This window comes from Chryseobacterium sp. SIMBA_028, from assembly GCF_046535285.1.
Taxonomy (GTDB): Bacteria; Bacteroidota; Bacteroidia; order Flavobacteriales; family Weeksellaceae; genus Chryseobacterium.
In genome coordinates this window covers 68,279-90,701 of record NZ_JAWRWZ010000013.1, presented here as the reverse complement: position 1 = coordinate 90,701, position 22,423 = coordinate 68,279, and the positions used below count along the sequence as shown (strand labels likewise).

Genomic DNA, 22,423 nt, shown 5'->3' with positions numbered 1-22,423 from the left:
ACATACATGAACGATCACTATCTTAAAAAACTTGACCGGGTAACGGCTATTCTTACCCAGCTTCAGTCTAAGCCAGTTGTAAGGGCACAGGATCTGGCCGAAAAATTTGATGTCAGCATCAGAACCATTTACCGTGATGTAAAAACATTGGAAAACGCAGGGATTCCAATTGTAGGAGAAGCGGGAAATGGTTATTCCCTCATGGATGGCTATAAACTTCCTCCAGTGATGTTCACAAAAGAAGAAGTTTTGAGTTTCATTACTGCTGAAAAACTTATGCAGAAGTTTTCTCATCAAAGTTTGGGAAATCATTATCAGACGGCAATGGAAAAAGTACGTTCTGTATTACGATATTCAGATAAAAACCTGATTCAGAATATTGAAAAGCAGATTGATGTTTTTAATGTTCATACCCAGAAAGAAGATTCCCTGAAAAATGTAATTCCTATTATTTTAGAAAGTATTGCAGAGAAAACCCAGTTAAATATCGAATATCAGACGGTAGATTCAAAAGTGACGAGCAGAACCATTGAAGCGGTTGGAATCTTCTTCGAATTTAACTTTTGGTATATCATGGCCTATTGTACGCTGAGAAAAGATTTCAGACAGTTTCGGGTAGACAGAATTTTGCAGATTTCCAAGACACAGGTTCCTTTTTTACAGGAATATGGACAGATTAATGATTATAGAAAATCACACGGAAATAAAGTAAGGGCAAAGCTTTTGGTAGATAAAGAAATAATGTCTCATCTGGTGAATTCCAAAAAGTATTATGGCTTAATTGAAGAAGTAGAGACAGATCAAGGCGTAGAACTGACTTTTGAAACAGAATGGATTGAGGGCGGATTTCCACGATGGGTCATCACTTTTGCAGATTATGCTACCGTTTTAGAACCTGAAAGTCTTCGTGTAAAATTGAATGAACTGCTTGTAAAGATGACGGAGAGACATCAATAAAACCTCAACAGTTTGAGTGTTGAGGTGAATTGAGGCAAAAAGATGAAATGGTTAAAAAGTTCAAGAAAGCTAACCCAACGAGACTATATTGAAAATTCAAGATTGTTTCTCAGCCTATCTGCTTTCTTTAATGATTGTATTTTAATTAGAATCTCTCCCAGAAGAATGGAGGTTCAATCCCTAAAGCTCTCAGATAAACATATCCCTGTCCACGGTGATGGATCTCGTTGTCTACAAAATAAAGAATGTTTTCATATACCGGGAACTCATACTCACCAAATAGGTTGAAAGTTTCCTGAAGACGTTCCTCTGAAATCTGATTGAAATAGTGATTGATAACCCCTGTTTCTTCGTCCCATTTTTTAAGAATATCCTCTTTTGTTTTTGGATTAAAGCTTTCTTCAGTATAAGCTTCCGTATTGCTTTCGACAATTCCTTTTAAAGCGACCCCCCCAATGCTGATAAGTTCTACTGCTAATTTAGCAAACGGTCTCATACCCCCTATTGAAAACTCAAATAATTCTTTTTCAGGGAATGCTTCGATCACTCTTCTTGTCAGATTTCTGTGTCCTTGCCAATGCTTTAATAATTGCTCGGTTGACATGAATTGTTGTGTGGCTGTAACTGTAGTTGTCATAATGTATTGTTTTTGTTTGTTATTGTTGATACAAAGGTAAGAGCGGGTGATGACAACAGTTTGTCAGTAGGATTTTTGATGTTGAAAAATATTTTATTTCTTTGCTAAAATATTGAGAGCTACTTTTCCGTTAGAAGAAAAGTATATTAATGAAAAGAAATTGATCCATTAGAATTATGAAGAAGTATATTTTGCCTGTTATGACTACATTTTTATTAGTATCATGTAATAAAATTGAGGAGAAAATTGACCAGACAGTCCAGAAAACAACTGAAACGGTACAACAAAAAGCGCAGGAAGCAGTAGAAGAAACCGTTAAAAAAACAGTTAATGAATCCATTAACTCTTTTACCAACTCTCAGGATGTGAAATTTAATGAGGTTTTTCCTAATTCAGGATCCTTGGTTTCAGAAGATAAAGGAAAGAAGTTTAAGCTTCCTACCGGAACTGAAGGATATATCTTGAAATACAAAGCTGATATTGCAGCATTGATTCCTTTTTTAGAAAAACAGGCGACTTCTGATGAAAGTAAATCGGATAAAGCCGCAAGGAAGATTGATGGACAAAGTATTCTTAGTAAAATAAGTCTTATTTCAAAATTTCTTCCTGAAAATACCTTTGATACAAGTCTTTTAGAAGATATTAAAACGGATAAAAGCATTGAATATTACAAGCTAAAAAGGTTCCCAAACAGTAGTACAATTATCTACAACCCAAAAAATCAGACCATCATACAATACGTAGAGGTAAATAAATAATTTGGATTGGCCGGTTTTTACCGGCCGTTTTTGTTCAGCAGTCATAGCGAGCCATTGGTGAACTAATTTCAATCTTTTGAAAAAAAATCACTTCCCAGAAAGAATAAAATATTGTTTATTGCTAATATTGGCTAATATTTTTCGGATTATTAGCGAGCTAATTTATGTTTTGTAAATTAAGTTTTGTTTTTTTGAGAAATAATATCATTTACACAATATAGAAGTGAAATTTTCATTATATGTATTATTTTTGTGTTTAATATTAATATTTTTACTAGATTTATTGAATAATTAACAATAATGAAAAATAAATTATTTAATAAAAAAATCTATGCATTAGTATTAAGCGGAGTCGGTACTATGGGGTATGCTCAGGAAAAAGTAAAAGAAAATAATATAGATGAAGTTGTGGTTACTACGGGCAGAACTAAGCCTAGAACTATAATTACCTCTGCCATTCCTATTGATAATATTTCGGCAGTACAACTAAAATCTACAGGACAGGTTACTTTTGATAAAGCTTTGACGTATGCTGTGCCATCATTTAATTCATCACAGCAAACCGTTTCTGATGCAACGGCTCACTTTGATCCGGCAGACTTAAGAGGATTAGGTCCTTCCAGAACATTAGTTTTGGTTAATGGTAAAAGAAAAAATCAAAGCGCTTTAATTTATGTAAATGATACACCAGGAAAAGGCGAAGTAGGTACAGATCTTAAAAGTATTCCGTCAGCAGCTTTACAAAACGTAGAGGTATTGAGAGATGGTGCCTCAGCACAATATGGTTCTGATGCTATTGCAGGAGTAATTAATATTATTCTTAAAAACAGTGTTGGAAAAAGCACTGTTAATCTTTTTTCAGGGATTACTTCAAAAGGAGATGGCTTTAATATAGGGGCAGATTTTAATACGGGAATCAGAGTTGCAAAAAATGGAAGTTTGAATCTTACGTTGGGATATTCTTCCCAAAATAAAACTAACCGTGCGGGTTCTATTACAAAAGATGAACTTTTTGGTGTGGATAATGCTTGGACGCAGGCTAATCCTGGTTTGGGAATGATTATAGGGCAGCCGGAGACAAGAGTTGCTAATATGTTTGTAAATTTTGAATTGCCAACAAGTGAAACAGGCAAATTTTATGCTTTTGGTGGTACAACTTACAGGAATGGAACTAGTTTTGGTTTGTATAGAACACCCTATTGGGTAACTTCAGATTTTGGTTTATTAACTCCAAAAGGACAACCTTACAATGGATTTCAGCCGAAATTTAAAACAGATGTTTATGATTATAATTTAACTTCCGGGTGGAAAGGCATGTTTGGAAAATGGAGTTTTGATGGTAGTGCAACCTTTGGATCTAATGCAGTAAATTATGTTGTAGGAAATACCATTAATACATCTTTGGGTGGAAATTCACCAACAAGTTTTAAAGCAGGTGGCCATCAGTTTAGTAATATTATTGGAAACATAGATATCAACCGAAATTTTGGTGCGATAGTTTTAGGAGCTGGCGTTGAAGTACGCAATGAAAACTATCAGGCGAGAGCAGGAGAGGAAGCGTCTTATATAGGAAGTGGTGCAGAATCATTTCCAGGATTGCAGTCTCAAAATGAAGTCAATAAAAATCGTCAAAATATTGGAGCTTATATGAATGCTGAATGGGATGTTACGAAAAACTTGTTACTTGGGGGAACTGTGAGATATGAAAACTTTAGTGATTTTGGAAATAATGTTTCCTGGAAAGGAAATGCAAGATATAAGTTGTTAGATGATAAATTAGTTTTCCGTGGGTCTGTTTCTACAGGATTTCGAGCACCTTCATTACACCAAATTTATTATTCCAACGTTCAAACCAAAATTACAGGAAATACTGTAGCTAATCAGGGTACTTTTAATAATGATTCTCAAATTGTAAGATCTGATCTTGGTGTAGCAAAATTAAATGCTGAAAAAGCCTTTAATATTACTGCGGGATTTGCAGTGAAACCTTTTAAAAACCTTACTATTACAGCCGATTATTATAGAATAAAAATTAAAGACCGAGTACTTTTCTCAGGAGATATTGGTTACAAAACCGGTGCTCCGGGTAATCCGGATACAACAAACCCTGTGGAAGTAATATTAGACAATAATAAAATAACCTCCTTGAAGTTTTTCACCAATGCTGTAAATACAGTTACTGAGGGGGTAGATTTCGTGGCTAATTATTATACATCCGCTATCGGCAAAGGAAGATTGGGAATTATTGCAGCTTTCAATTATAACGAAACTAAAATAGTAGATAATATTGCAGTTCCACCTATTTTGGCTGAAAATGGTTACTCAGAAAACTTTTTTGATAGAAAAGAACAATCTAGAATTACATCTGCAAGGCCAAAAACAAAAACTATTCTTAGTCTTTCGTATGATATTTCAAAGTTTAACTTTAATCTTAATAATACTTACTTTGGTTCTGTTACATGGCAGCACGCAACTGATCCTGCCAAAGATCAGACATTTTCTGGTAAGGTAGTTACGGACATCGTTTTAACATATAAAATCACGAAAGACCTTAAAGTTTCCGGAGTCGTAAATAATTTATTTAATATTTATCCGGATATAATAGATAGTAAAGGAGATATAGTAACAGATCTTGGAGGAAGGTTCAAATATCCTTGGGAGGTGAATCAGTTTGGATTTAACGGAACAATTTTTCAGCTAAATGTTAATTATACTTTTTAATCTATAAATAAAAGAATTGGCATTTGATTTATCATGCTTAACAAAGGGAAAGTAATCTAAAAAGATATAGCACCCACCTATGCAAATATTAGCTGACATTAATTCCTAATGTCAGCTAATTGTTTTTTCAGGAAGAATAGGCAGTTATTGCTACTTTTTGCATTGTACTTTATACAAATTAAAGTATTTTAGTAGTATGAAAATTTATACAAAGACAGGCGATAAAGGTCAGACTGCATTATATGGTGGGACAAGAGTTTCCAAGGCCAGTGCAAGAGTTGACAGCTATGGGAATATAGACGAGTTGAATTCATTCATCGGAATTGCTAAAAGCCATATTGAAGATGAAGAAGTTTTGAAGCAATTGAAGAAAATACAGTTTGATTTATTTACAGTAGGTTCAGAAGCAGCAACACCGGCGGATAAATTGATGTTGGCTAATGGAAAATCACGTCTTCCTATCATTATCTCAGAAACAGAAATTGAAGAATTGGAACAGTGGATGGATGCCTTTGAGGAAAAGCTGGAGCCTCTTCAATATTTTATTCTTCCGGGTGGTGGAAAGCCGGCAACATTTTTACATGCTGCAAGAACCATCTGCAGAAGAGCAGAACGTTCATTGGTATTCCTTAACGAGGCAGAAGAAGTACGTCCGGAATTAATTAAGTATTTAAACAGACTATCAGATTATCTCTTTGTACTAGCAAGATATATTTCAAAAGTAAATAACGAACCGGAAGAATACTGGAACCCGAATGAGAGATAAAGCATTACTTTTCATTAACGGAGACGCTCCAAAATCATTTCCGGATTTAGATAATTATAGCCTTATTGCCTGTACAGACGGTGCTTTTCACTATCTTAAAAGAATGGGATTTCCTCTGGATAAATTGGATTTTATATCCGGTGATTTTGATTCTCATTGTGGATCGGATGAAAGCGTGTATCAGGAAAAGTTTATTCTTACCTTGGATCAGGACAAGACAGATTTTCACAAAGCGTTGGAAATTATTTTAGAAAAAGGAAATTCAGAAGTTGATGTTTTCGGAGGAAGTGGAGGAGAACAAGACCATTTTCTCGGGAACCTTACCGTTGCTTTTGCATTTAAGGACGATATGAACATTAAATTTTATGATGAATTTTCTGAGTACTATTTTATTCCCAACAATTTTACATTGAAAGGAGTAAAGAACAGAATGATTTCTCTTTATCCTTTTCCATCCGCTGATCATATCACAACCACAGGTCTTAATTGGCCTTTAACAAACGGAAACCTAAGTATCACTTCAAGAATAGGAACCCGAAATTTTGCTGTTGAAGATGAGGTTACTGTTCAGTATGAATCTGGAGATTTATTATTTTTTGTAGGAAGTAACGAAATAGAATATCCGAAAATATATTGAAAAAAATAATTAAAATATCAGTTTTTACGATTTCATTATGCTGTGCTTTTTCTTGTAAAACACAGTATTTTGAAACGCCGGAATATGGTAAAAATGAAACGGAAAAAGAAATTAAGATCAAAAAGGTTCATAATTTCCGCGCTGTAGGTAATGTTAAAAATATGGAGGGAAGAAGCTTAAAAGAGGGAGTGTTCTACAGAAGTGCCCATCTTCATAAGCTTAAGAAGGCATCTTTTGACCAGATTGAAAAATTAGGAATAAAAGAAGTTATTGATCTTAGAAATTCAAAGGAGATATCTGGAAAACCGGATCATCTACCCAATGAAATAACATATAAAAAGTATTCTGCTTTTGAGGATGAAAGTGATCAGTTATCACAGGCAAGAAAGCTTGTTCTGAAAGGGAAAGTAAATGCTTCTGACGCAGACAAAAGAATGATAGATTTCTATCGTGAGTATGTTACAGAAAATCCCGAAACAATAAAGACTATTATTACAGAGATTCTGGATTCTAAAGATCCCATTCTTTATCATTGTACCGCAGGTAAAGATAGAACCGGAATTGTTACTGCCCTAATTCTAACAATACTGAAGTTTGATAAGAAAACAATTTATAACGAATATCTTTTGTCTAATAACTTTAGAAAAGATTTGGTAGAGAAAAGACTTCGGCTGGCCAATACCCTGCATTTTCTATATCCAAAGATGGACTTGCAGGTGCTGGAAAAGTTGAGTTGGGTGGAAAAAAGGTATCTTGATGCAGCTTTTGGGGAGATTGATAAAAAATATGGCTCCACAGATGCTTATATTCAGCAGGTTTTGGGGATCTCTGACACCAAAAGAGAGGAATATATCCAAAAGTTTACCTATTGATTATCAGCTATAAATTTCTGTAAGAGGCAATATTGAGGTTTTATTTAAAATTATAATAATTTTAACATCCAAAAATCAAACTTTTTTAGCAATTTTGCATTTCTTAATTCACTTGTTTAGAAATGAAAATAAAGTACTCGGAACTTATTGATCAGACATTATATTTTCCTACTGAGGAGTTTAATGTTTCTGAGAACAATTTGTTGTTTCACGATGTTCCATTGATGGACGTTGTTGAGCAATTTGGCACTCCGCTAAAGATTAGCTACTTGCCGAGAATTTCTCAAAATATTCAGAAAGCCAAAAGCTGGTTTAAAGAAGCTTTTGAGAAAGCCGAATATAAAAAGAATTATACCTACTGTTACTGTACAAAATCCAGTCATTTCAATTTTGTATTGGAAGAGGCTTTGAAGAATGATATTTCGATAGAAACTTCTTCTGCTTATGACATGGATATTGTGAAGTCTCTTTATGAGAAAGAAAAGGTAGATAAAAACATTGAAGTAATCTGTAATGGGTTCAAAACGGATGATTATCTGATGAAAATTTCAGATATGATTAATAATGGTTTTGAAAACATTACTCCAATTTTGGATAATTACCGTGAACTTGATAAGCTTACGGAAAGTATAGACTCTACATTCAATATTGGAATCAGAATTGCGTCTGAAGAGGAACCAAAATTCGAATTTTATACCTCAAGACTTGGAATCGGATATAAGGACATCATCCCTTATTACAGCCAAAAGATTGCCGAGCACCCGAATGCAAGACTGAAAATGCTTCACTTCTTTATCAATACGGGGATTAAAGATACTTCATACTATTGGAATGAATTGTATAAATGTCTTCGTGTGTATGCACGTTTGAAGAAAATTGCTCCGGAAGTAGATTCATTGAATATTGGAGGTGGTTTCCCAATCAAAACTTCATTAAACTTTGATTATGATTACCAATATATGGTAGAGGAAATTGTTTCTCAAATCAAAAAATTCTGTGAAGAGGAGGGGGTAGAAGAACCCAACATTTATACTGAATTCGGAAGTTTTACCGTTGGAGAAAGTGGAGCTAACCTTTATAAGATTATTTCCCAAAAACGTCAGAATGACAGAGAAAAGTGGAATATGATTGATTCTTCTTTCATGACTACACTTCCTGATACCTGGGCAATTTCAAGACACTTTATCATGCTTCCGTTAAACCGTTGGGAAGATACCTATGAAAGAGTGTTTTTGGGAGGATTAACGTGTGATTCGGATGATTATTATAACTCTGAGCAGCATACCAATGCCATTTATTTACCTGTTTTCAGTGATACGAAGCCGTTGTATATTGGTTTCTTCCATACCGGAGCATATCAGGAAACAATTGGAGGATATGGTGGAGTACACCACTGCCTGATGCCTCAGCCTAGACACGTCCTGATCCAGAAAGATGAAAATGGTGAATTACACTATGAAGTTTTTCGCGAGAAGCAGGAACCAGAAGATATCTTGAAACTTTTAGGGTACAAATAAGATCTTAGACAGTTATTTTGAAAGGTAAAAGTAATACAATCATTTTACTTTTACCTGATCAAAAGACTAATGAATATAAAAAGGAAGCTCTCAAATTTGAGAGCTTCCTTTATTTTAAAAGTATTTAGATACCTTATCGAGTTCAAGTTCTTCATAATCTGAAATAACAGTATCCGCTAAAGTATAATCCTGATTTTTTGAATGGGGACTTCTGTAAGCTGCACAGAAAATTTTTGCTCTGTGGGCTGCAAGAATCCCATTGGTAGAATCTTCAATTACCATACAGTTTTCTACAGGTTCTTCTGCCATTTCAGCTGCCAATAAGAATACTTCGGGATGAGGTTTGGACTCCTTTAAATCGGCACCACTAATTTTTCCGCTGAAATATTTTTCAAGTCCGAATTTTTCAAAAACCATATTGATTGTTGTCATGGTTGCGGAAGAAGCTAAAATAAGCTTGACTCCATTTTCATGGTAATGCTCAATCAGTTTTCTAACCCCGGGAATTAAATCAAACTCATCATCATTAAAAAAATAATCCTTGAAGTGAGATCTTTTGATACCGGCAATGGCTTCATGGGTATGGCTCAGGTCATACTTACTGATTAGTGCTTCACAAACCCTTTTGGTAGAAGCACCGGTAAAGGAGGTGTATAAATCTTCGGAAACTGCAATTTCCAATTCATCAAACGTTTTGAAGTAAGCTTTTCTATGCAAGGGTTCTGTGTCTACAATTACCCCATCCATATCGAAAAGAACAGCTTTTAAAGACATATATAAAGTTTTTTGTAAAAATAGTTATTTGATTTTAAAGTTGAAAGAGACAAGACGTAAGATATAGGACTTCATCTATCAGATTTATAGTCTTGAATTTTAATTTGATATTAGTAAATTGTAAATTAGACATTCTCAAAACTCATAACTTTCTTCGTATCTTTGCGACTAATATTTCAATCTTTACAACATTAAAATTTTTAAATAAAGCATGAGAACATACGCAGGAATTCCCGAAGAAAACGCAACGTTAGAGAATTCGAAAGTAATGTTGGTAACAGTTCCTTATGATGGAACTTCAACATGGGGAAAAGGAGCAGATAAAGGTCCTGAATTATTCTTAGACGCTTCTGAAAACATGGAGCTTTATGACATTGAAACAGGTACTGAACCATTTTTGCAAGGAGTATACCTGGCTGGTGAAGTAACTGAAAACTCTAGCCCTGAGGCAATGACTGAAGCTGTTTATCAAAAAACAAAAGAGCTTTTGAACAATGAAGGAAAAGTATTCACTCTTTTCGGTGGTGAGCACTCTGTTTCTATTGGTTCTATCCGTGCGGTAGGTGAGAAATTCGAGAATTTAACGGTTCTTCAATTAGATGCTCATACAGATCTACGTCCTGAGTTCCACGGTTCAACTTCTAACCATGCTTGTGCAGTATTTGAAGCAAATCAAAAGCATAACTTGGTTCAGGTGGGAATCCGTTCTATGGATGCTGAAGAAGCTCAATATCTACCGGAAGGAAGAGTATTCTTTGCTCACGAAATTGCTAACAATGAAAATTGGGTCAATGATGTATTAGAAAAAGTTTCAGGAAACGTATATATTACGATTGACCTTGATGCTTTCGATCCTTCTATTGCCCCTTCTACAGGAACTCCTGAGCCAGGTGGATTACAATGGTACCCAACGTTAGAATTATTAAGAGGAGTATTTGAAAAATGTAATGTAGTGGCATTTGATATTGTAGAATTAATGGATTCTCCAATGGCTAAGCCAACCGCTTTCTTATCAGCGAAGTTATATTACAAAATGCTTGCTTATAACGATATTTATAACAACAACTAATATTCCGCAAGAATCGGATTTTTTCTGCCGTATATTCTTTGGAAATTTGTGAGGTAAAAACAAAGTAAAATGTCCACACAAAGTCAGATAGATTATAATAGAATTGCCAAAGCGATAGAGTATATCCAGAGCAATTTCAGACTTCAGCCAAGTTTGGAGGAAGTGGCAGAGAATATTCACTTGAGTCCGGCCCATTTTCAGAAGATATTTACAGATTGGGCAGGTACAAGTCCGAAGAAATTTTTGCAGTTCATCAGTCTTGAACATGCCAAAAATTTATTAAAGGAAGAAAAAGCAAGTATTTTTGATACCGCTTATGAAACGGGACTTTCCAGTACAAGCAGACTTCATGATCTGTTTGTGAAAATAGAAGGAATGTCTCCCGCAGAATATAAGAATGGAGGAAAAAACCTTGTCATCAACTATAGTTTTTCCGAAAGTCCTTTTGGAAACATTTTGGTAGCATCTACAGAGAAAGGGATCTGCCACATGGCTTTTGAAAACAATAAAGAATCAGCATTAGGAAATTTGAAACATAAATTTCCTAATGCTTCTTTTTTTGAAATACAGGATGCTCTTCAAAAAAATGCATTGTCCATATTTGATAAAGACTGGACAAAGCTCAATACGATCAAACTTCATTTAAAAGGTACCGATTTTCAGCTTAAAGTTTGGGAAAGTCTATTGACAATTCCCATGGGAAAACTATCTACTTACGGTAACTTAGCTGAAAAAATAGGAAATCCGAAAGCATCCAGAGCTGTAGGAACAGCCATCGGGAGCAATCCGGTAGCATTTCTTATTCCGTGTCATCGTGTGATTCAATCTACCGGCCATCTTGGAGGTTACCGATGGGGGAGTGATAGAAAACAGATGATTGTAGGCTGGGAAAGCTCACAAATCTATTCGTAAATTAAGTAACAGCTATTGTGTTATTTGTGAAAATATTAATGAAATTTGTAGTTGTAAATTATTACCCTCACAAAAGAAAGTATTATGCTAAGTCTGTTCGATGAAACACCAGGTTATCCCTTAAGTCTTCTTCCGCATGATGGAACTGTTCATTATTATGGAAAGGTTTTCACAAAAGAAGAATCTGACTTGTATTATGACTATCTATTCAATCAAATTCCCTGGGAAAATGATGAGGCGGTGATCTTCGGAAAACTTATTTTAACCAAACGTAAAGTAGCGTGGTTTGGGGAAAAAGCATTTGAATATACTTATTCAAACAGAACAAAATATGCTAAGTTTTGGACTCCTGAGCTTTTGAAATTAAAACAAAAGTGCGAAGAGATTTCCGGAGAAACATACAATTCCTGTCTGCTTAATTTATACCATGACGGAAGCGAAGGAATGGCCTATCACAGTGATGGAGAAACAGATTTGAAAAAACATGGGGCCATTGCATCCTTAACCTTTGGAGCAGAGAGAAAATTTTTATTTAAACATAAAAGAACAAAGGAAAAAATAGAAATATTCCTTGAAACGGGAAGCTTATTAATCATGAAAGGAGCTACCCAGGATCATTGGCTTCACAGGCTTCCACCCACAACAAAAGTAAAAACTCCAAGAGTAAACCTTACTTTCAGAACCATTGAAGAAGAATAGTAGAAATTAGATTTTCATTAAATGATCTATGATCAGTTTGTCTATCAATAGAAGTGGGATTTAACCAAAACCTAAAAATATAAAAAGCTGTTCGTTGGAACAGCTTTTTCAGTTTATTTTAAAATTTCAGCCTCAATGGAACTGTCATCATATATTTTGATAAATGCCTTAGTGTAATCTTCTTTGGAGGCAAAATTTGGATTCTCCATAAATTTCTGCGGGTTTACAGCAAAAAGAGGGAACCAGGTACTGCTGATCTGGATTTGGATTTTATGCCCTTTTTTAAATGTGTGAACCACATCCTGAAGTCTGAAATTCACTGCTGTTTTTTGATTAGAAACTAAAGCTTCTCCTTTTTCTTTAGAGTTTCTGAACCTAGCCGGCATAATTTCACTTCTTACCATCTGGTGATAATTTCCATAGATCACCCCGTCTTTCTTTTCTGCAGGTTTGAAATCTTCAGGATAAACGTCTATCAGTTTTACCGCAAAGTCAGCATCCGTAGAAGAAGAGGAAATATTAAGTTTAGCTAAAATCTCTCCGGCAAAAGTAATATCATCGGTCAGTACCTCTGTTGTGAACGTGAGTACATCCGGTCTTCCTATTGCAAACCTTTGGTCCTCCGACATATAATTTTTTGGAGTAAATCCATTGAAATCCTTTAAATGATCAGAGCTTAACACAGGATTGTTAGGATCACTATAATACTCAGAATATCCTTGACCGGAAGTCTTTTTTAAAGTTTTATCTGATAAATAAAAATTCACTTTCTGTGCATTTTTAGGGGGGTACGAAGCAAATTCTTTCCATTCTTTAGCTCCCGTATCATACATTAAAGCCTCAGGAAGCCCTGCATCTTCCTTGGTATTTCCTTTCAGATAATGATTAAAGAATTTTGTTTCAACATTTTTCTGGTAATAGGTGGCAATGCTGTCTCCAAAATAAGTTTCACTATGGAAATGCTTCCCTTGCTCCTGAGACCATCCACCGTGAGAGAAAGGTCCCATTACAATTGTATTTTTAGCTTTAGGACTTGTTTTTTCTATTGTCTTATAAATATTTAAAGGTCCGTATAGATCTTCTGAATCAAACCATCCTCCAACAGTCATTACTGCATGGTTAATATTTTTCAGATGAGGAAGAAGGCTTCTTTTCTGCCAGAATTCATCATAGTTTGTATGATTCATAATTTCTGTCATGAAAAAATTATTTTTATAATATTTTTCATAGGCATCTTTCAAAGTACCCAATTCTCTGTAGAATTTCAGACCATCCTCAGATGTTTGTTTAATGAATGAATCCATATACCATGCTTTTTGCTCAGGCTTTGTTTTCTGAACTCCAAAAACAGGGAATGTTCTGAAATATCCCAACATGAATTTTCCGTTGTGAAGAAAATCATCATTCCAGAAATCTGAAATAGGAGCTTGAGGAGAAGAGGCTACCAGGGCCGGGTGTTGTGCCAGTGTTCCTACAGCAGTATAAAATCCGGGATAAGAAGTTCCAAATTGTCCTGCTTTGCCATTGTTATCTTTAACGTTTTTCAAAAGCCATTCAATGGTGTCATAAGTATCTGTACTCTCATCCACATCCTTTTTAGTTTTATGTTCTACTTGTGGAGTCATATTGGTAAAAGTTCCCTCACTCATATACCTTCCACGTACATCCTGATACACAAAAATGTACTTGTCTTTCATTAGAAAGGAATTAGGTCCAATTTTCGTTTTATATTCATTTTCACCATAAGGAGCAATGCTGTAGCAGGTTCTCTGCATGAGGAACGGATATTTGTTTTTGTTGGAAATATCCTTGGGAATATACACTGCAGTGAAAAGCTTAATTCCGTCACGCATGGGGATATAAAATTCTTTCTTGGTGAAATTGTCTTTAACAAAACTATCTTTTTGTTCAGTGTTCTGTGCTTTTCCAAGAATGAAAAAGAGAATAAGTAAAATTGAAAGATGAATCTTCATAAGTAAAATTTGAAGCTAATTTAAAAATAAAAAAACACTGTTATTGTATTTTATAATGAGAATCTTCCTTTAAAATGAATTTGTCTTAGTTTTTATTATGGATAATGGAAATTTACAGACAGATGGTTAAAAAATATTTTGTCAAATCTCAGGATTTCAAAAAAATCTTGTGACTTTAAAATCTTTAAGTATAATGATTATTTTTTCTTCGTTTTTTTACCCGCAAACTTATTAAGCTTCATACTGAGTGAAAACATAATGTATCGCTTTAGAATTAAGTCTTCACGGTCTTCAAAATAAGAATCTGTAATTGTTCTTCTTACACTTTGATTTTGATTCAATACATCATAAACCTTTACCTTAGCTGTAAACTGCTTATTGTAGAATGAATATCCCAAGCTGGTATTCCAGAAATAAAAATCCTTTTTGAAGCCTGGCGCAATATTAGAATTGGTGTTGTACTCAAAGTCATTCCCAAAGACAAGTCTGCTTTGAAACAGGTAATTGGTGAGTTCCAGTTTCAGGGACTGATTGGCTGTATTCACTTGGTCTACCCTGTAATTAGAGTAGTTTGAAAAGCTGTATCCAAGCTTATAGGAGGGTTTTATGGTAAGTTTATCCTTAATCTCATAGCTCAGATTCAGTCCCGGATTGAAGTTGTATGAATTGCTTTTGAAAAGCTGTCCATTGATAAAGCCGTTGTTGTAAGTATAATTCATGCTGAATCTAGGATTAATACTCAATTTATTGTCTTTCCATTTAAAAGTCTTGGTTAAGCCTGAACTGAGATTGAAATTTTTATTTCCGCTTATATTGCTGTAGGTTACAATCTGTTTTCCTGAACTGTCATATTGAGAATATTGTGTAATATCATTGTTTCTATAGGTAAATCCGGCATTGATATAATAGTTGAAATTATTTACAATATTAAAGCTGCTAAAGGAAACATTGCTGCTGTTTGTCCATGTGTTTTTTAAATCAGGATTTCCGGTATAGGTTACTAATGGATCAGCTTCATCTCTGTAAGGAATTAATTTTTCTGCATCAGGAATATTAAAGTTGGAAGAATTCATTAGGGTTAATCTTTTGCGGTCAGAAAAAACGTACTGAAAATTGACCGTATATCTGGGTAGGAAAAAACTTTTCTGAAGATCATACAGCTGTCCATTGAACACAGAATTTACTTTCATATCTGAAATGTCAAAATTAACAGTACTCCAGGTGTTGAATTTCTTTTTGTAAAGGAAAAAAGATAGTTCTGGTGATAGCTGATTGATCTTTTGGTCCATACTGTTAGAAAGACGTGTATTATATTGAGAATATTGTCCGGTAGCAGGGTCAAAATCACTGAAATTCCTTATATCACTGGATAATTTTGAGTTATATTGCAATCCAAAGTTTACCATTGCAGAATCCGAAATAGGCTCTGTATATAAGGCACTGAAAGTATAATTGTTGCTTTGTCCGCGTGTTTTTTGTAATTGATTTCTATTGTCTGTGGTAATATCAGGTTCCTTGTAAAATGTATTTTGGGACTGATTGATATTATCATTTTTTGTTTCAGAGATTGAACTGTTGATGTTGGCAGATATTGATCGTCCTTTTTTCTTTAGATTTTTGGTAAAATAAATATTAGGGGCGAATGTATTGCTTTCTCCGTTGGTTTGGCTAGAAGATGTGCTTTCGTTCAAGAGCTTGTCATCTCTTAAAGTGGAAGATGCTGATCTGTTGAAACTGAAGTTCTCAGACTTTGAAAAAGAGGGCATTATATAAATATTGGTCATTGAGTCCAATTTTATTCTCGCTGAAGCCTCAAAACTATATTGATTCGACTCAGTGTCACCATTACTTTCAGAATTGGTTTTTAGCGTATAATCCGGAAGAAAGGTAGTTTTTGAAACCTTGGAACGGGTTTCCATCTCAGACTTTGAATATTTTAGACTGAGGTTATCAAGATCTGCATCATTGCCAAGTTTATCATTATAATTAAGTCCAATAGTCGTAGATCTTTGAATTCCACTACTGCCATTTTGGGTTCCCGAACCTCTGCCACGCCCCATATTATCAAAAACATCATCCGCAGAAATACTTTTTGAATTAATATTATTAGATGAAGCCAATAGACTGATCTTGGAATCTCCTTTAAAATAACTTAGCAGCCCGCTTCCTTCATAGCGTTTATCTGATCCATAGCCCAATGTGAGTCTTGAAAGAAGACCTTTGTTTTTCTTTTCGTCAATATTAAAATTAATGGTTGTATTTTGAGATTTTGGGGGTTTTCCGCTCAGTTCTTCTTCCTTTGTTTTGGTTGTCGTAAACTGGATATTTTTAATAATGTCGGCAGGGAGGTTTTGCAGGGCGATTTTGCCATCTTTATCAAAAAATGGTTTTCCATTGACCATGATCTGATCTACTTCTTTTCCGTTGGCTGTGATTTTTCCATCATTGCCGATTTCTACCCCTGGAATTTGTTTCAAAAGCTCCTCAATTTTACTGTCAGGACGTACTTTAATGGCCGAAGCGTTGAATTCTATGGTATCATTCTTTACTTTTACTGGAGAAACTGTGATCTTTACCTCATCGATCGTAATCACTTCTTTTTTGCTAAGCTCTATATCTCCAAGGGATAATGATTGTTCTATTTTTTCGAATGCTTTTGAATACGATAATTTTTCAGCATCAATTTTTAATATAGATGGCTCTTTCACTTCATCAATTTTCAAAGAAAATTTACCTTCTTTATTGGTGGCAGTGTAATTGACAATGGAGGAGTCTTTTTGTTTTAAAAGATATATTGTGGCATTTTCCAGCGGTTTCTTTTCAAAATCAGATACTTTCCCGTCAATATACAATTTCTGAGCATGGAGAATCAGGACGTTGAATATCAAGATCAGTAGCAGAATAATTTTCTTCATTAAGTTCTTTTCAAAGCGGTAAAAATAAAAAAAACATCTCCTCATGGAGATGTTTCTTTAAAAATATTTCAAAAATTATTTTTTTTAATGAAATTATGCTTTCAAATATCTTGAATAAGCATATCCTTCCTGTCCGTCAGCATTTTTTACTTTCCACCAGTCATCAGAAGTTTGTTCAATTAAAGTTACTGAAGAACCTTTTGCAGCTTTACCTACAACAGCAGCTTCCGTAGAAGGTTCCTGTCTGATATTTAGGTTAGAATCTTCTGTAGCTACAGTTAAAGAAGCTCCTGAAGCAAGCCCTTCTACCTGTACGTCAATATTGATATCTGAAGCAGAATAGGTAGAGTCAATAGCTCCTAAAGCATTCCATACGGCATCTTTTGCTGCAGAATTGGAAGCTCCACCAGAAACATATAAAATTCCGTCTTGCTCCTGAACCTGAAGATTTGAAATTCCAGCAGACTGAGCTGCTGCAACTACGCTTGAATATTTATCTTGTAATGTACTCATCTTAATTTAATTATTTTACAGTGTAGTTATATTTTACTTTACCTACTTTTAAAGCGTCTACAGACTGCTTAATTTTTTTAGCTTGTTCTTTAGAAACATTTCCTGTAAGAGTAAGCTCATTATTTACTACTTCTACTTTTACGGTAGGGAAATCTTTAACAGCATCCTGAACTTTTTTCTGAATAGCAGGATCTACTGCAGATGTAGTCTCTACAGGTGCAACAACAGGAGCTGCCTCAACTTTAGACATATCCATTACATCCTTTACTCCATTGATTGCCTTTAATTGTGCAATCATTGCATCTTTAGATTGTTGATCAACGAAAGTTCCGCTTAAGTGAGCCACACCTTCTTTTACTTCAACAGAAGCATTGGGATTAGAAGTTACTACAGTTGTAGCTTGGGTCTGAAGATCAGCATCAGAAATTTTCTTTTTACAAGAAACTGCCCCGAAAGATACAGCTACAGCTAATGCAGCCATTGCGATAGTTTTTTTCATATTGTATATTTATTTTAATGTTGTTATACAATCAAATGTAATAATAAAATTTGTACCAAAAGAATAAAAAATCAATAAATGTTTCTTAAATTTTTTACAATATTTTATGAACCAGCGATTTAATTTTTATGTTTCAAAAAATTAATATGGCTTTAAGGTGATTAGAATAAAATACCCTGCCAATTCAAAAACCATTATATTTGCGCAAATTGAACTATATATATGAAAGGACAGAATAAACTTTTTATAGCAATTATCATTGCGCTTATCCTGGGAGTAGGGATTGGAGGAATTGTACACGTGCAGTATCCTGAAAGTGCAGCACCTTTTTCCAAGAATATAAAACTACTTGGAACTGTTTTCATCAGATTGGTACAAATGATTATTGCGCCTTTGGTTTTTACTACCCTGGTAGTGGGGATTGCTAAAATGAGCGACATTAAAATGATTGGAAGAGTGGGAACAAAGGCTATGCTTTGGTTCATCTCTGCTTCTTTGATTTCCCTTTTCATAGGATTGATACTCGTGAACTGGCTGGAGCCGGGGCATGTTACCAAATTGCCTATTCAGGATGTTGCTTCGGCTGATGAACTTCTTAAAAGCAGCAAGAGCTTTTCTCTGGAAGACTTTGTAAAGCATATGATCCCTAAAAGTTTATTTGAAGCCTTTGCTACGAATGAAGTATTGCAGATTGTAGTATTTGCTATTATGTTTGGAGTGGCTTTGGCTAATTTGGGTGAAGAATATTCCAAGCCTGTTGTTAAGCTTTTCGATATTATGGCGCATGGTATCCTTAAAATGGTAGGATATATTATGTGGTTTGCTCCACTTGGGGTATTAGGGGCTATTGCAGCGGTGGTTGCTACCAATGGTTTTGAAATATTTAAAGTATATGCAATCTATCTAAGAGACTTCTTCTTTGCACTGGGTGTACTTTGGTTGGTCCTTTTATTGGTAGGATATTTTATTTTAGGAAACCGTTTATTTGATTTATTAAAAAGAATTAAAGAGCCATTATTGATTGCTTTTTCTACAACGAGTTCAGAAGCTGTATTCCCGAAATTGGTGGAAGAGCTTGAAAAATTCGGTTGTAACAGCAGAGTAGTGTCTTTTATTTTACCTTTAGGATACTCTTTCAACCTGGATGGAAGTATGATGTATATGACATTTGCTTCTATCTTCATTGCACAGATCTACGGTATTGAAATGACTATCGGACAGCAGATCACGATGCTTTTAGTGCTGATGCTTACCTCTAAGGGAATTGCGGGAGTTCCAAGAGCTTCACTGGTCATTATTGTAGCCACTTGTTCCATGTTCGGAATTCCACCGGAAGGAATTGCTTTAATCCTGCCTATTGACCATTTCTGCGATATGGGAAGAAGTATGACTAACGTGTTAGGAAATACACTGGCTACTTCTGCGGTATCAAAATGGGAAGGACAGTTAACCGAACCTTTGGATAAAATTTAAATATCAATGAGTTTAAAAAACTTAGAAACTTATAAAAGCCATATTCAAGAATATGGCTTTTCCATTATAAATGATGTTTTTTCAGCCGATGAAGTAGAAAAAATAATCGGTGTTTTGAATGGTATAGATACTTCGCGGGAGAATTTTAGGAAGTCTGAAGACCTGTTTGCGATAAGGCAGTTTTTAAAGGAAATACCGGAGATAAAGGATCTTATCTTTAATGATAACATAAAACGAATCATTACAGAGGTATTTGGAGAAAAATATTTTGTCGTAAAAAGCATCTATTTTGATAAGCCTGAAACATCCAATTGGTATGTTGCTTATCATCAGGATCTGACCATTTCTGTAGATAAAAAGCTGGAACTTCCCAATTTTGGACCGTGGACTACAAAACAAAATCAGTTTGCCGTACAACCTCCCTTGAATATTTTAGAGAATATTTACACCATCAGGATTCATTTAGATGACACAGATGAAAATAATGGAGCTTTAAAAGTAGTTCCAAAATCCCATTCCAAGGGAGTTTATAGGCCGGAAACCATAGATTGGTCAATAGAAACAGAAAATATCTGCAATGTAGAAAAAGGTGGAATTATGCTGATGAAACCTCTCACGCTACATGGCTCAAACAGAACAACTAATGGAAAGAAAAGAAGAGTAATCCATATTGAATTTTCAGATATGGAACTTCCGGAAGTTCTTCAATGGGCTGAAAGAATGAATTCAAATATGGGGTAAATCAAAAGACAGCCTCTTCATTTTTGAAGAGGCTGTCTTTTTAGTGCCAGGTATCAGATATTAACTCTCTGTTCTCTTTATTGATGTTTTGCTTATTGTAAAAGAGCAATACTAAATATTCTTCTTTTTTCGAAGTATCTTTAAACATAGGGGTTTCAATGGTCAGATTTTTTTTCATTATGGCTTCAATGGTTTTGTCTTTGCTTCCAAAACTTGTAATAGGCGAAATTTCAGTAATTTTAAAAGAATCATTTATTTTCACTTGGTAGATCGCAAATGGCTGCTTAGGGTTGAAATTACTGATTTTTGACAATTCGGATTTGGTATTATCTCCCAGTGTTTCATCGTAATAATAAGTAAACTGAGATCCTATAAATTTGAATTTATTTTTGTCTAAATAGGAAAAAGCTTTGGCTAAAGTTTCCAGTTGAGAATCTTCGTCTTTTGTTGGTTTGTTGTTTAATCTAGACATAGGTGAGCAGGACGAAATTGAAAAACTGCCATTTGATCCGCTTAAGAGAACCAAATATCTTTCATGGGGTTGTACATCTTTTTCGCACGCCCCGGATGATGCGTAGCCAATCAGTCCTCTTACGTTTAATGTCGTGAATTTTGTTCCTTTGTATACTTTCTCAAATTCAACGTCAGCTTTATAGGTTCTTTGTTGGGGATCTTCATCATATACTTTCAGAATCTTTATAACGCCTGCAACATCTGCAGTCAAATAATTTTCTGCTAAGGTATTCATGACACATTTGCATGCTGATACTTTTATGATACTTAAGAATAAAAAAAGAATGAGTAATCGTTTTTTCATTGATTATAATGGTTTTATTGTACAGAAATTTCATCAATAAAGATATAGGTTTCACCGCTATTTCCCTGATGCAATTTTGTAAGTTTCCCAAAGTAGTAGGCTTTTACCTTTAGGTATCTTGCTTCTGTAGGTAGAATTTCTGTGGTGAAATCCTTGATTTGTATTTTTTGATCTTTAGGATCAATGTCATTGTCAATTGTTTTTAAAAGGATAAAATCTTTTCCGTTCATTGAAGCATAATATTCTACTTTTTTAGGCATCAGAATCAATGCTTTGCTGTCCTGAAGATACGTAGAGGATAGTGTTGTAAGCTGTTGTGGAGATTTAAAATCAATAATTGTTTCAAAATTTTGCCCCTGATATCCTTGCCATTCCCCTTTTTGCCAATTTATATCACCTCTTATTCCGTCGATTAATGCAAGCTTTCCGCTGGCTGTATATTGAGGGCTGGCTTTTGAAGAGGTATTGATATCCCAGTAGTTAGGTCTTCTATTGAAGCTGGCTGTGGCCACTAAGCTTTTTTTACCTTTTCTTTCAGCATAGGCCATGACCTGAGTGGTCTTACTGATCATAAATGGTCTTTTGTAGGCCGTGAATGTTTTTCTTTTGTTAGCATCATTGGCATCTATGGTCATATAGTAGATTTTATCGCGAGGATTCAGTGACGTAATTTCAACCTTGGTAGAAAAATCAAAGAGCCTGTCTGCTGAGATTACTGGAGAGTCTGTCTGCTGAGTATATTTGAAATCTTCAACGGGTTGTGTATTTTCAAAGCCTGTTTTTTTTAGTTCTGTCTTCCTGATATTTTGGATAATGGGCCTTGTCGTTCCGTTTTTAATATCCTTACAATAAGGAGCTGAGGTTTCCCATTCTGACAGCCTTGGAGTGGCAGAATAAATTGCTATAGAGCTTCCATCAATTTTTGTATCCGGAGATAACTGTACCATTCCAAATGCAATGGCAGCTCTGGAAAAGGGATGTCCGTGCCCTCCAGTACCAATAAAAGGATTTGCATATTGAGAATAGTTGTGAGCATAAATGATTTGGGTAATGAATAAAGAGAATACAGCGAGTCTTCTTTTCATATTCTATGATTTTATAATAACGGATACATTGAAAATACCGGGCCAAAAACTAAGAATACAAATTATCCAAAGTCAGATGTGCGTGTTC

General features: G+C 34.7%; 20 protein-coding genes. 12 read left to right on the top strand and 8 right to left on the bottom strand.

All coding sequences use genetic code 11. The features are described from left to right. The first annotated feature begins 6 nt into the window (after window positions 1-6). Window positions 7-957, top strand: a complete 951-nt coding sequence (locus tag SCA31_RS17615) for a helix-turn-helix transcriptional regulator (protein WP_410698308.1) — start codon at window positions 7-9, stop codon at window positions 955-957. A gap of 145 nt (window positions 958-1,102) precedes the next feature. On the opposite strand, the gene SCA31_RS17610 is transcribed toward SCA31_RS17615, so the two are convergent. Further along, complete coding sequence (locus SCA31_RS17610) at window positions 1,103-1,594, bottom strand: DinB family protein (protein WP_410698307.1); 492 nt, start codon at window positions 1,592-1,594, stop codon at window positions 1,103-1,105. A gap of 176 nt (window positions 1,595-1,770) precedes the next feature. Between SCA31_RS17610 and SCA31_RS17605 the strand changes: the two genes are divergently transcribed. The 6 genes from SCA31_RS17605 to SCA31_RS17580 all read left to right on the top strand — a co-directional run bounded on the left by SCA31_RS17605 (window position 1,771) and on the right by SCA31_RS17580 (window position 8,865). Further along, on the top strand, window positions 1,771-2,352 hold the full coding sequence (locus tag SCA31_RS17605) for a hypothetical protein (protein ID WP_410698306.1): 582 nt from the start codon (window positions 1,771-1,773) through the stop codon (window positions 2,350-2,352). Between the two features lie 300 nt (window positions 2,353-2,652). Next, window positions 2,653-5,073 (top strand): TonB-dependent receptor plug domain-containing protein, encoded by a 2,421-nt coding sequence (locus SCA31_RS17600; RefSeq protein ID WP_410698305.1) that lies wholly within the window; start codon window positions 2,653-2,655, stop codon window positions 5,071-5,073. A 196-nt stretch (window positions 5,074-5,269) separates the two neighbouring features. After that, a complete protein-coding gene (locus SCA31_RS17595) occupies window positions 5,270-5,839 on the top strand; it encodes a cob(I)yrinic acid a,c-diamide adenosyltransferase (protein WP_410698304.1) in 570 nt (189 codons plus the stop codon). Then, window positions 5,829-6,476, top strand: a complete 648-nt coding sequence (locus SCA31_RS17590) for a thiamine diphosphokinase (RefSeq protein WP_410698303.1) — start codon at window positions 5,829-5,831, stop codon at window positions 6,474-6,476. The genes SCA31_RS17595 and SCA31_RS17590 overlap by 11 nt, the downstream gene beginning before the upstream one ends. Beyond that, complete coding sequence (locus tag SCA31_RS17585) at window positions 6,473-7,348, top strand: tyrosine-protein phosphatase (protein WP_410698302.1); 876 nt, start codon at window positions 6,473-6,475, stop codon at window positions 7,346-7,348. The genes SCA31_RS17590 and SCA31_RS17585 overlap by 4 nt, the downstream gene beginning before the upstream one ends. Before the next feature lie 122 nt (window positions 7,349-7,470). Continuing rightward, window positions 7,471-8,865 (top strand): arginine decarboxylase, encoded by a 1,395-nt coding sequence (locus tag SCA31_RS17580; RefSeq protein WP_410698301.1) that lies wholly within the window; start codon window positions 7,471-7,473, stop codon window positions 8,863-8,865. A 114-nt stretch (window positions 8,866-8,979) separates the two neighbouring features. On the opposite strand, the gene SCA31_RS17575 is transcribed toward SCA31_RS17580, so the two are convergent. Further along, the gene (locus SCA31_RS17575; protein ID WP_410698299.1) at window positions 8,980-9,639 is read right to left on the bottom strand and encodes an HAD family hydrolase; all 660 of its coding nucleotides are present in this window, start codon (window positions 9,637-9,639) and stop codon (window positions 8,980-8,982) included. A gap of 211 nt (window positions 9,640-9,850) precedes the next feature. Between SCA31_RS17575 and speB the strand changes: the two genes are divergently transcribed. From speB to SCA31_RS17560, 3 genes are all read left to right on the top strand, one after another. Further along, on the top strand, window positions 9,851-10,708 hold the full coding sequence (speB, locus tag SCA31_RS17570) for an agmatinase (RefSeq protein ID WP_109623539.1): 858 nt from the start codon (window positions 9,851-9,853) through the stop codon (window positions 10,706-10,708). Between the two features lie 69 nt (window positions 10,709-10,777). Then, window positions 10,778-11,620, top strand: coding sequence for a bifunctional helix-turn-helix domain-containing protein/methylated-DNA--[protein]-cysteine S-methyltransferase (locus SCA31_RS17565; protein WP_410698297.1), 843 nt, complete (start codon window positions 10,778-10,780; stop codon window positions 11,618-11,620). A gap of 84 nt (window positions 11,621-11,704) precedes the next feature. After that, window positions 11,705-12,319 (top strand): alpha-ketoglutarate-dependent dioxygenase AlkB family protein, encoded by a 615-nt coding sequence (locus SCA31_RS17560; protein ID WP_410698296.1) that lies wholly within the window; start codon window positions 11,705-11,707, stop codon window positions 12,317-12,319. Window positions 12,320-12,432: 113 nt separating this feature from the next. On the opposite strand, the gene SCA31_RS17555 is transcribed toward SCA31_RS17560, so the two are convergent. The 4 genes from SCA31_RS17555 to SCA31_RS17540 all read right to left on the bottom strand — a co-directional run bounded on the left by SCA31_RS17555 (window position 12,433) and on the right by SCA31_RS17540 (window position 18,219). Beyond that, window positions 12,433-14,292, bottom strand: a complete 1,860-nt coding sequence (locus SCA31_RS17555) for a CocE/NonD family hydrolase (protein ID WP_410698295.1) — start codon at window positions 14,290-14,292, stop codon at window positions 12,433-12,435. Window positions 14,293-14,489: 197 nt separating this feature from the next. Beyond that, window positions 14,490-17,207: an outer membrane beta-barrel protein gene (locus SCA31_RS17550; protein WP_410698294.1), complete on the bottom strand. Its 2,718-nt coding sequence runs from the start codon at window positions 17,205-17,207 to the stop codon at window positions 14,490-14,492. Window positions 17,208-17,300: 93 nt separating this feature from the next. Further along, the gene (locus SCA31_RS17545; protein WP_076352535.1) at window positions 17,301-17,720 is read right to left on the bottom strand and encodes an SH3 domain-containing protein; all 420 of its coding nucleotides are present in this window, start codon (window positions 17,718-17,720) and stop codon (window positions 17,301-17,303) included. A gap of 10 nt (window positions 17,721-17,730) precedes the next feature. Then, window positions 17,731-18,219: a BON domain-containing protein gene (locus SCA31_RS17540; RefSeq protein WP_106914952.1), complete on the bottom strand. Its 489-nt coding sequence runs from the start codon at window positions 18,217-18,219 to the stop codon at window positions 17,731-17,733. 222 nt (window positions 18,220-18,441) lie between these two features. Here SCA31_RS17540 and SCA31_RS17535 point away from each other — a divergent pair, with 222 nt between their 5' ends. Together SCA31_RS17535 and SCA31_RS17530 are read left to right on the top strand one after the other, a co-directional pair. Beyond that, window positions 18,442-19,692 (top strand): dicarboxylate/amino acid:cation symporter, encoded by a 1,251-nt coding sequence (locus SCA31_RS17535; protein ID WP_410698293.1) that lies wholly within the window; start codon window positions 18,442-18,444, stop codon window positions 19,690-19,692. A gap of 6 nt (window positions 19,693-19,698) precedes the next feature. Then, entirely contained in the window at window positions 19,699-20,433 is a 735-nt protein-coding gene (locus tag SCA31_RS17530; RefSeq protein ID WP_410698292.1) for a phytanoyl-CoA dioxygenase family protein, read from the top strand. 40 nt (window positions 20,434-20,473) lie between these two features. Here the strand turns inward: SCA31_RS17530 and SCA31_RS17525 are convergent, their stop codons facing one another. Next, complete coding sequence (locus tag SCA31_RS17525) at window positions 20,474-21,181, bottom strand: hypothetical protein (RefSeq protein WP_410698290.1); 708 nt, start codon at window positions 21,179-21,181, stop codon at window positions 20,474-20,476. Window positions 21,182-21,264: 83 nt separating this feature from the next. Then, complete coding sequence (locus SCA31_RS17520) at window positions 21,265-22,335, bottom strand: discoidin domain-containing protein (protein ID WP_410698288.1); 1,071 nt, start codon at window positions 22,333-22,335, stop codon at window positions 21,265-21,267. Window positions 22,336-22,423 lie beyond the last annotated feature (88 nt).

Bases quoted from the DNA above. Each gene is read 5' to 3' on its own strand.
- SCA31_RS17595 (WP_410698304.1), top strand. From the start codon at position 5,270: ATGAAAATTTATACAAAGACAGGCGATAAAGGTCAGACTGCATTATAT.
- SCA31_RS17615 (WP_410698308.1), top strand. From the start codon at position 7: ATGAACGATCACTATCTTAAAAAACTTGACCGGGTAACGGCTATTCTT.
- SCA31_RS17560 (WP_410698296.1), top strand. From the start codon at position 11,705: ATGCTAAGTCTGTTCGATGAAACACCAGGTTATCCCTTAAGTCTTCTT.
- SCA31_RS17550 (WP_410698294.1), bottom strand. From the start codon at position 17,207: ATGAAGAAAATTATTCTGCTACTGATCTTGATATTCAACGTCCTGATT.
- SCA31_RS17535 (WP_410698293.1), top strand. From the start codon at position 18,442: ATGAAAGGACAGAATAAACTTTTTATAGCAATTATCATTGCGCTTATC.
- SCA31_RS17590 (WP_410698303.1), top strand. From the start codon at position 5,829: ATGAGAGATAAAGCATTACTTTTCATTAACGGAGACGCTCCAAAATCA.
- SCA31_RS17530 (WP_410698292.1), top strand. From the start codon at position 19,699: ATGAGTTTAAAAAACTTAGAAACTTATAAAAGCCATATTCAAGAATAT.
- SCA31_RS17545 (WP_076352535.1), bottom strand. From the start codon at position 17,720: ATGAGTACATTACAAGATAAATATTCAAGCGTAGTTGCAGCAGCTCAG.
- SCA31_RS17520 (WP_410698288.1), bottom strand. From the start codon at position 22,335: ATGAAAAGAAGACTCGCTGTATTCTCTTTATTCATTACCCAAATCATT.
- SCA31_RS17525 (WP_410698290.1), bottom strand. From the start codon at position 21,181: ATGAATACCTTAGCAGAAAATTATTTGACTGCAGATGTTGCAGGCGTT.
- SCA31_RS17555 (WP_410698295.1), bottom strand. From the start codon at position 14,292: ATGAAGATTCATCTTTCAATTTTACTTATTCTCTTTTTCATTCTTGGA.
- SCA31_RS17580 (WP_410698301.1), top strand. From the start codon at position 7,471: ATGAAAATAAAGTACTCGGAACTTATTGATCAGACATTATATTTTCCT.
- SCA31_RS17565 (WP_410698297.1), top strand. From the start codon at position 10,778: ATGTCCACACAAAGTCAGATAGATTATAATAGAATTGCCAAAGCGATA.
- SCA31_RS17605 (WP_410698306.1), top strand. From the start codon at position 1,771: ATGAAGAAGTATATTTTGCCTGTTATGACTACATTTTTATTAGTATCA.
- SCA31_RS17575 (WP_410698299.1), bottom strand. From the start codon at position 9,639: ATGTCTTTAAAAGCTGTTCTTTTCGATATGGATGGGGTAATTGTAGAC.
- SCA31_RS17540 (WP_106914952.1), bottom strand. From the start codon at position 18,219: ATGAAAAAAACTATCGCAATGGCTGCATTAGCTGTAGCTGTATCTTTC.
- SCA31_RS17600 (WP_410698305.1), top strand. From the start codon at position 2,653: ATGAAAAATAAATTATTTAATAAAAAAATCTATGCATTAGTATTAAGC.
- speB (WP_109623539.1), top strand. From the start codon at position 9,851: ATGAGAACATACGCAGGAATTCCCGAAGAAAACGCAACGTTAGAGAAT.
- SCA31_RS17610 (WP_410698307.1), bottom strand. From the start codon at position 1,594: ATGACAACTACAGTTACAGCCACACAACAATTCATGTCAACCGAGCAA.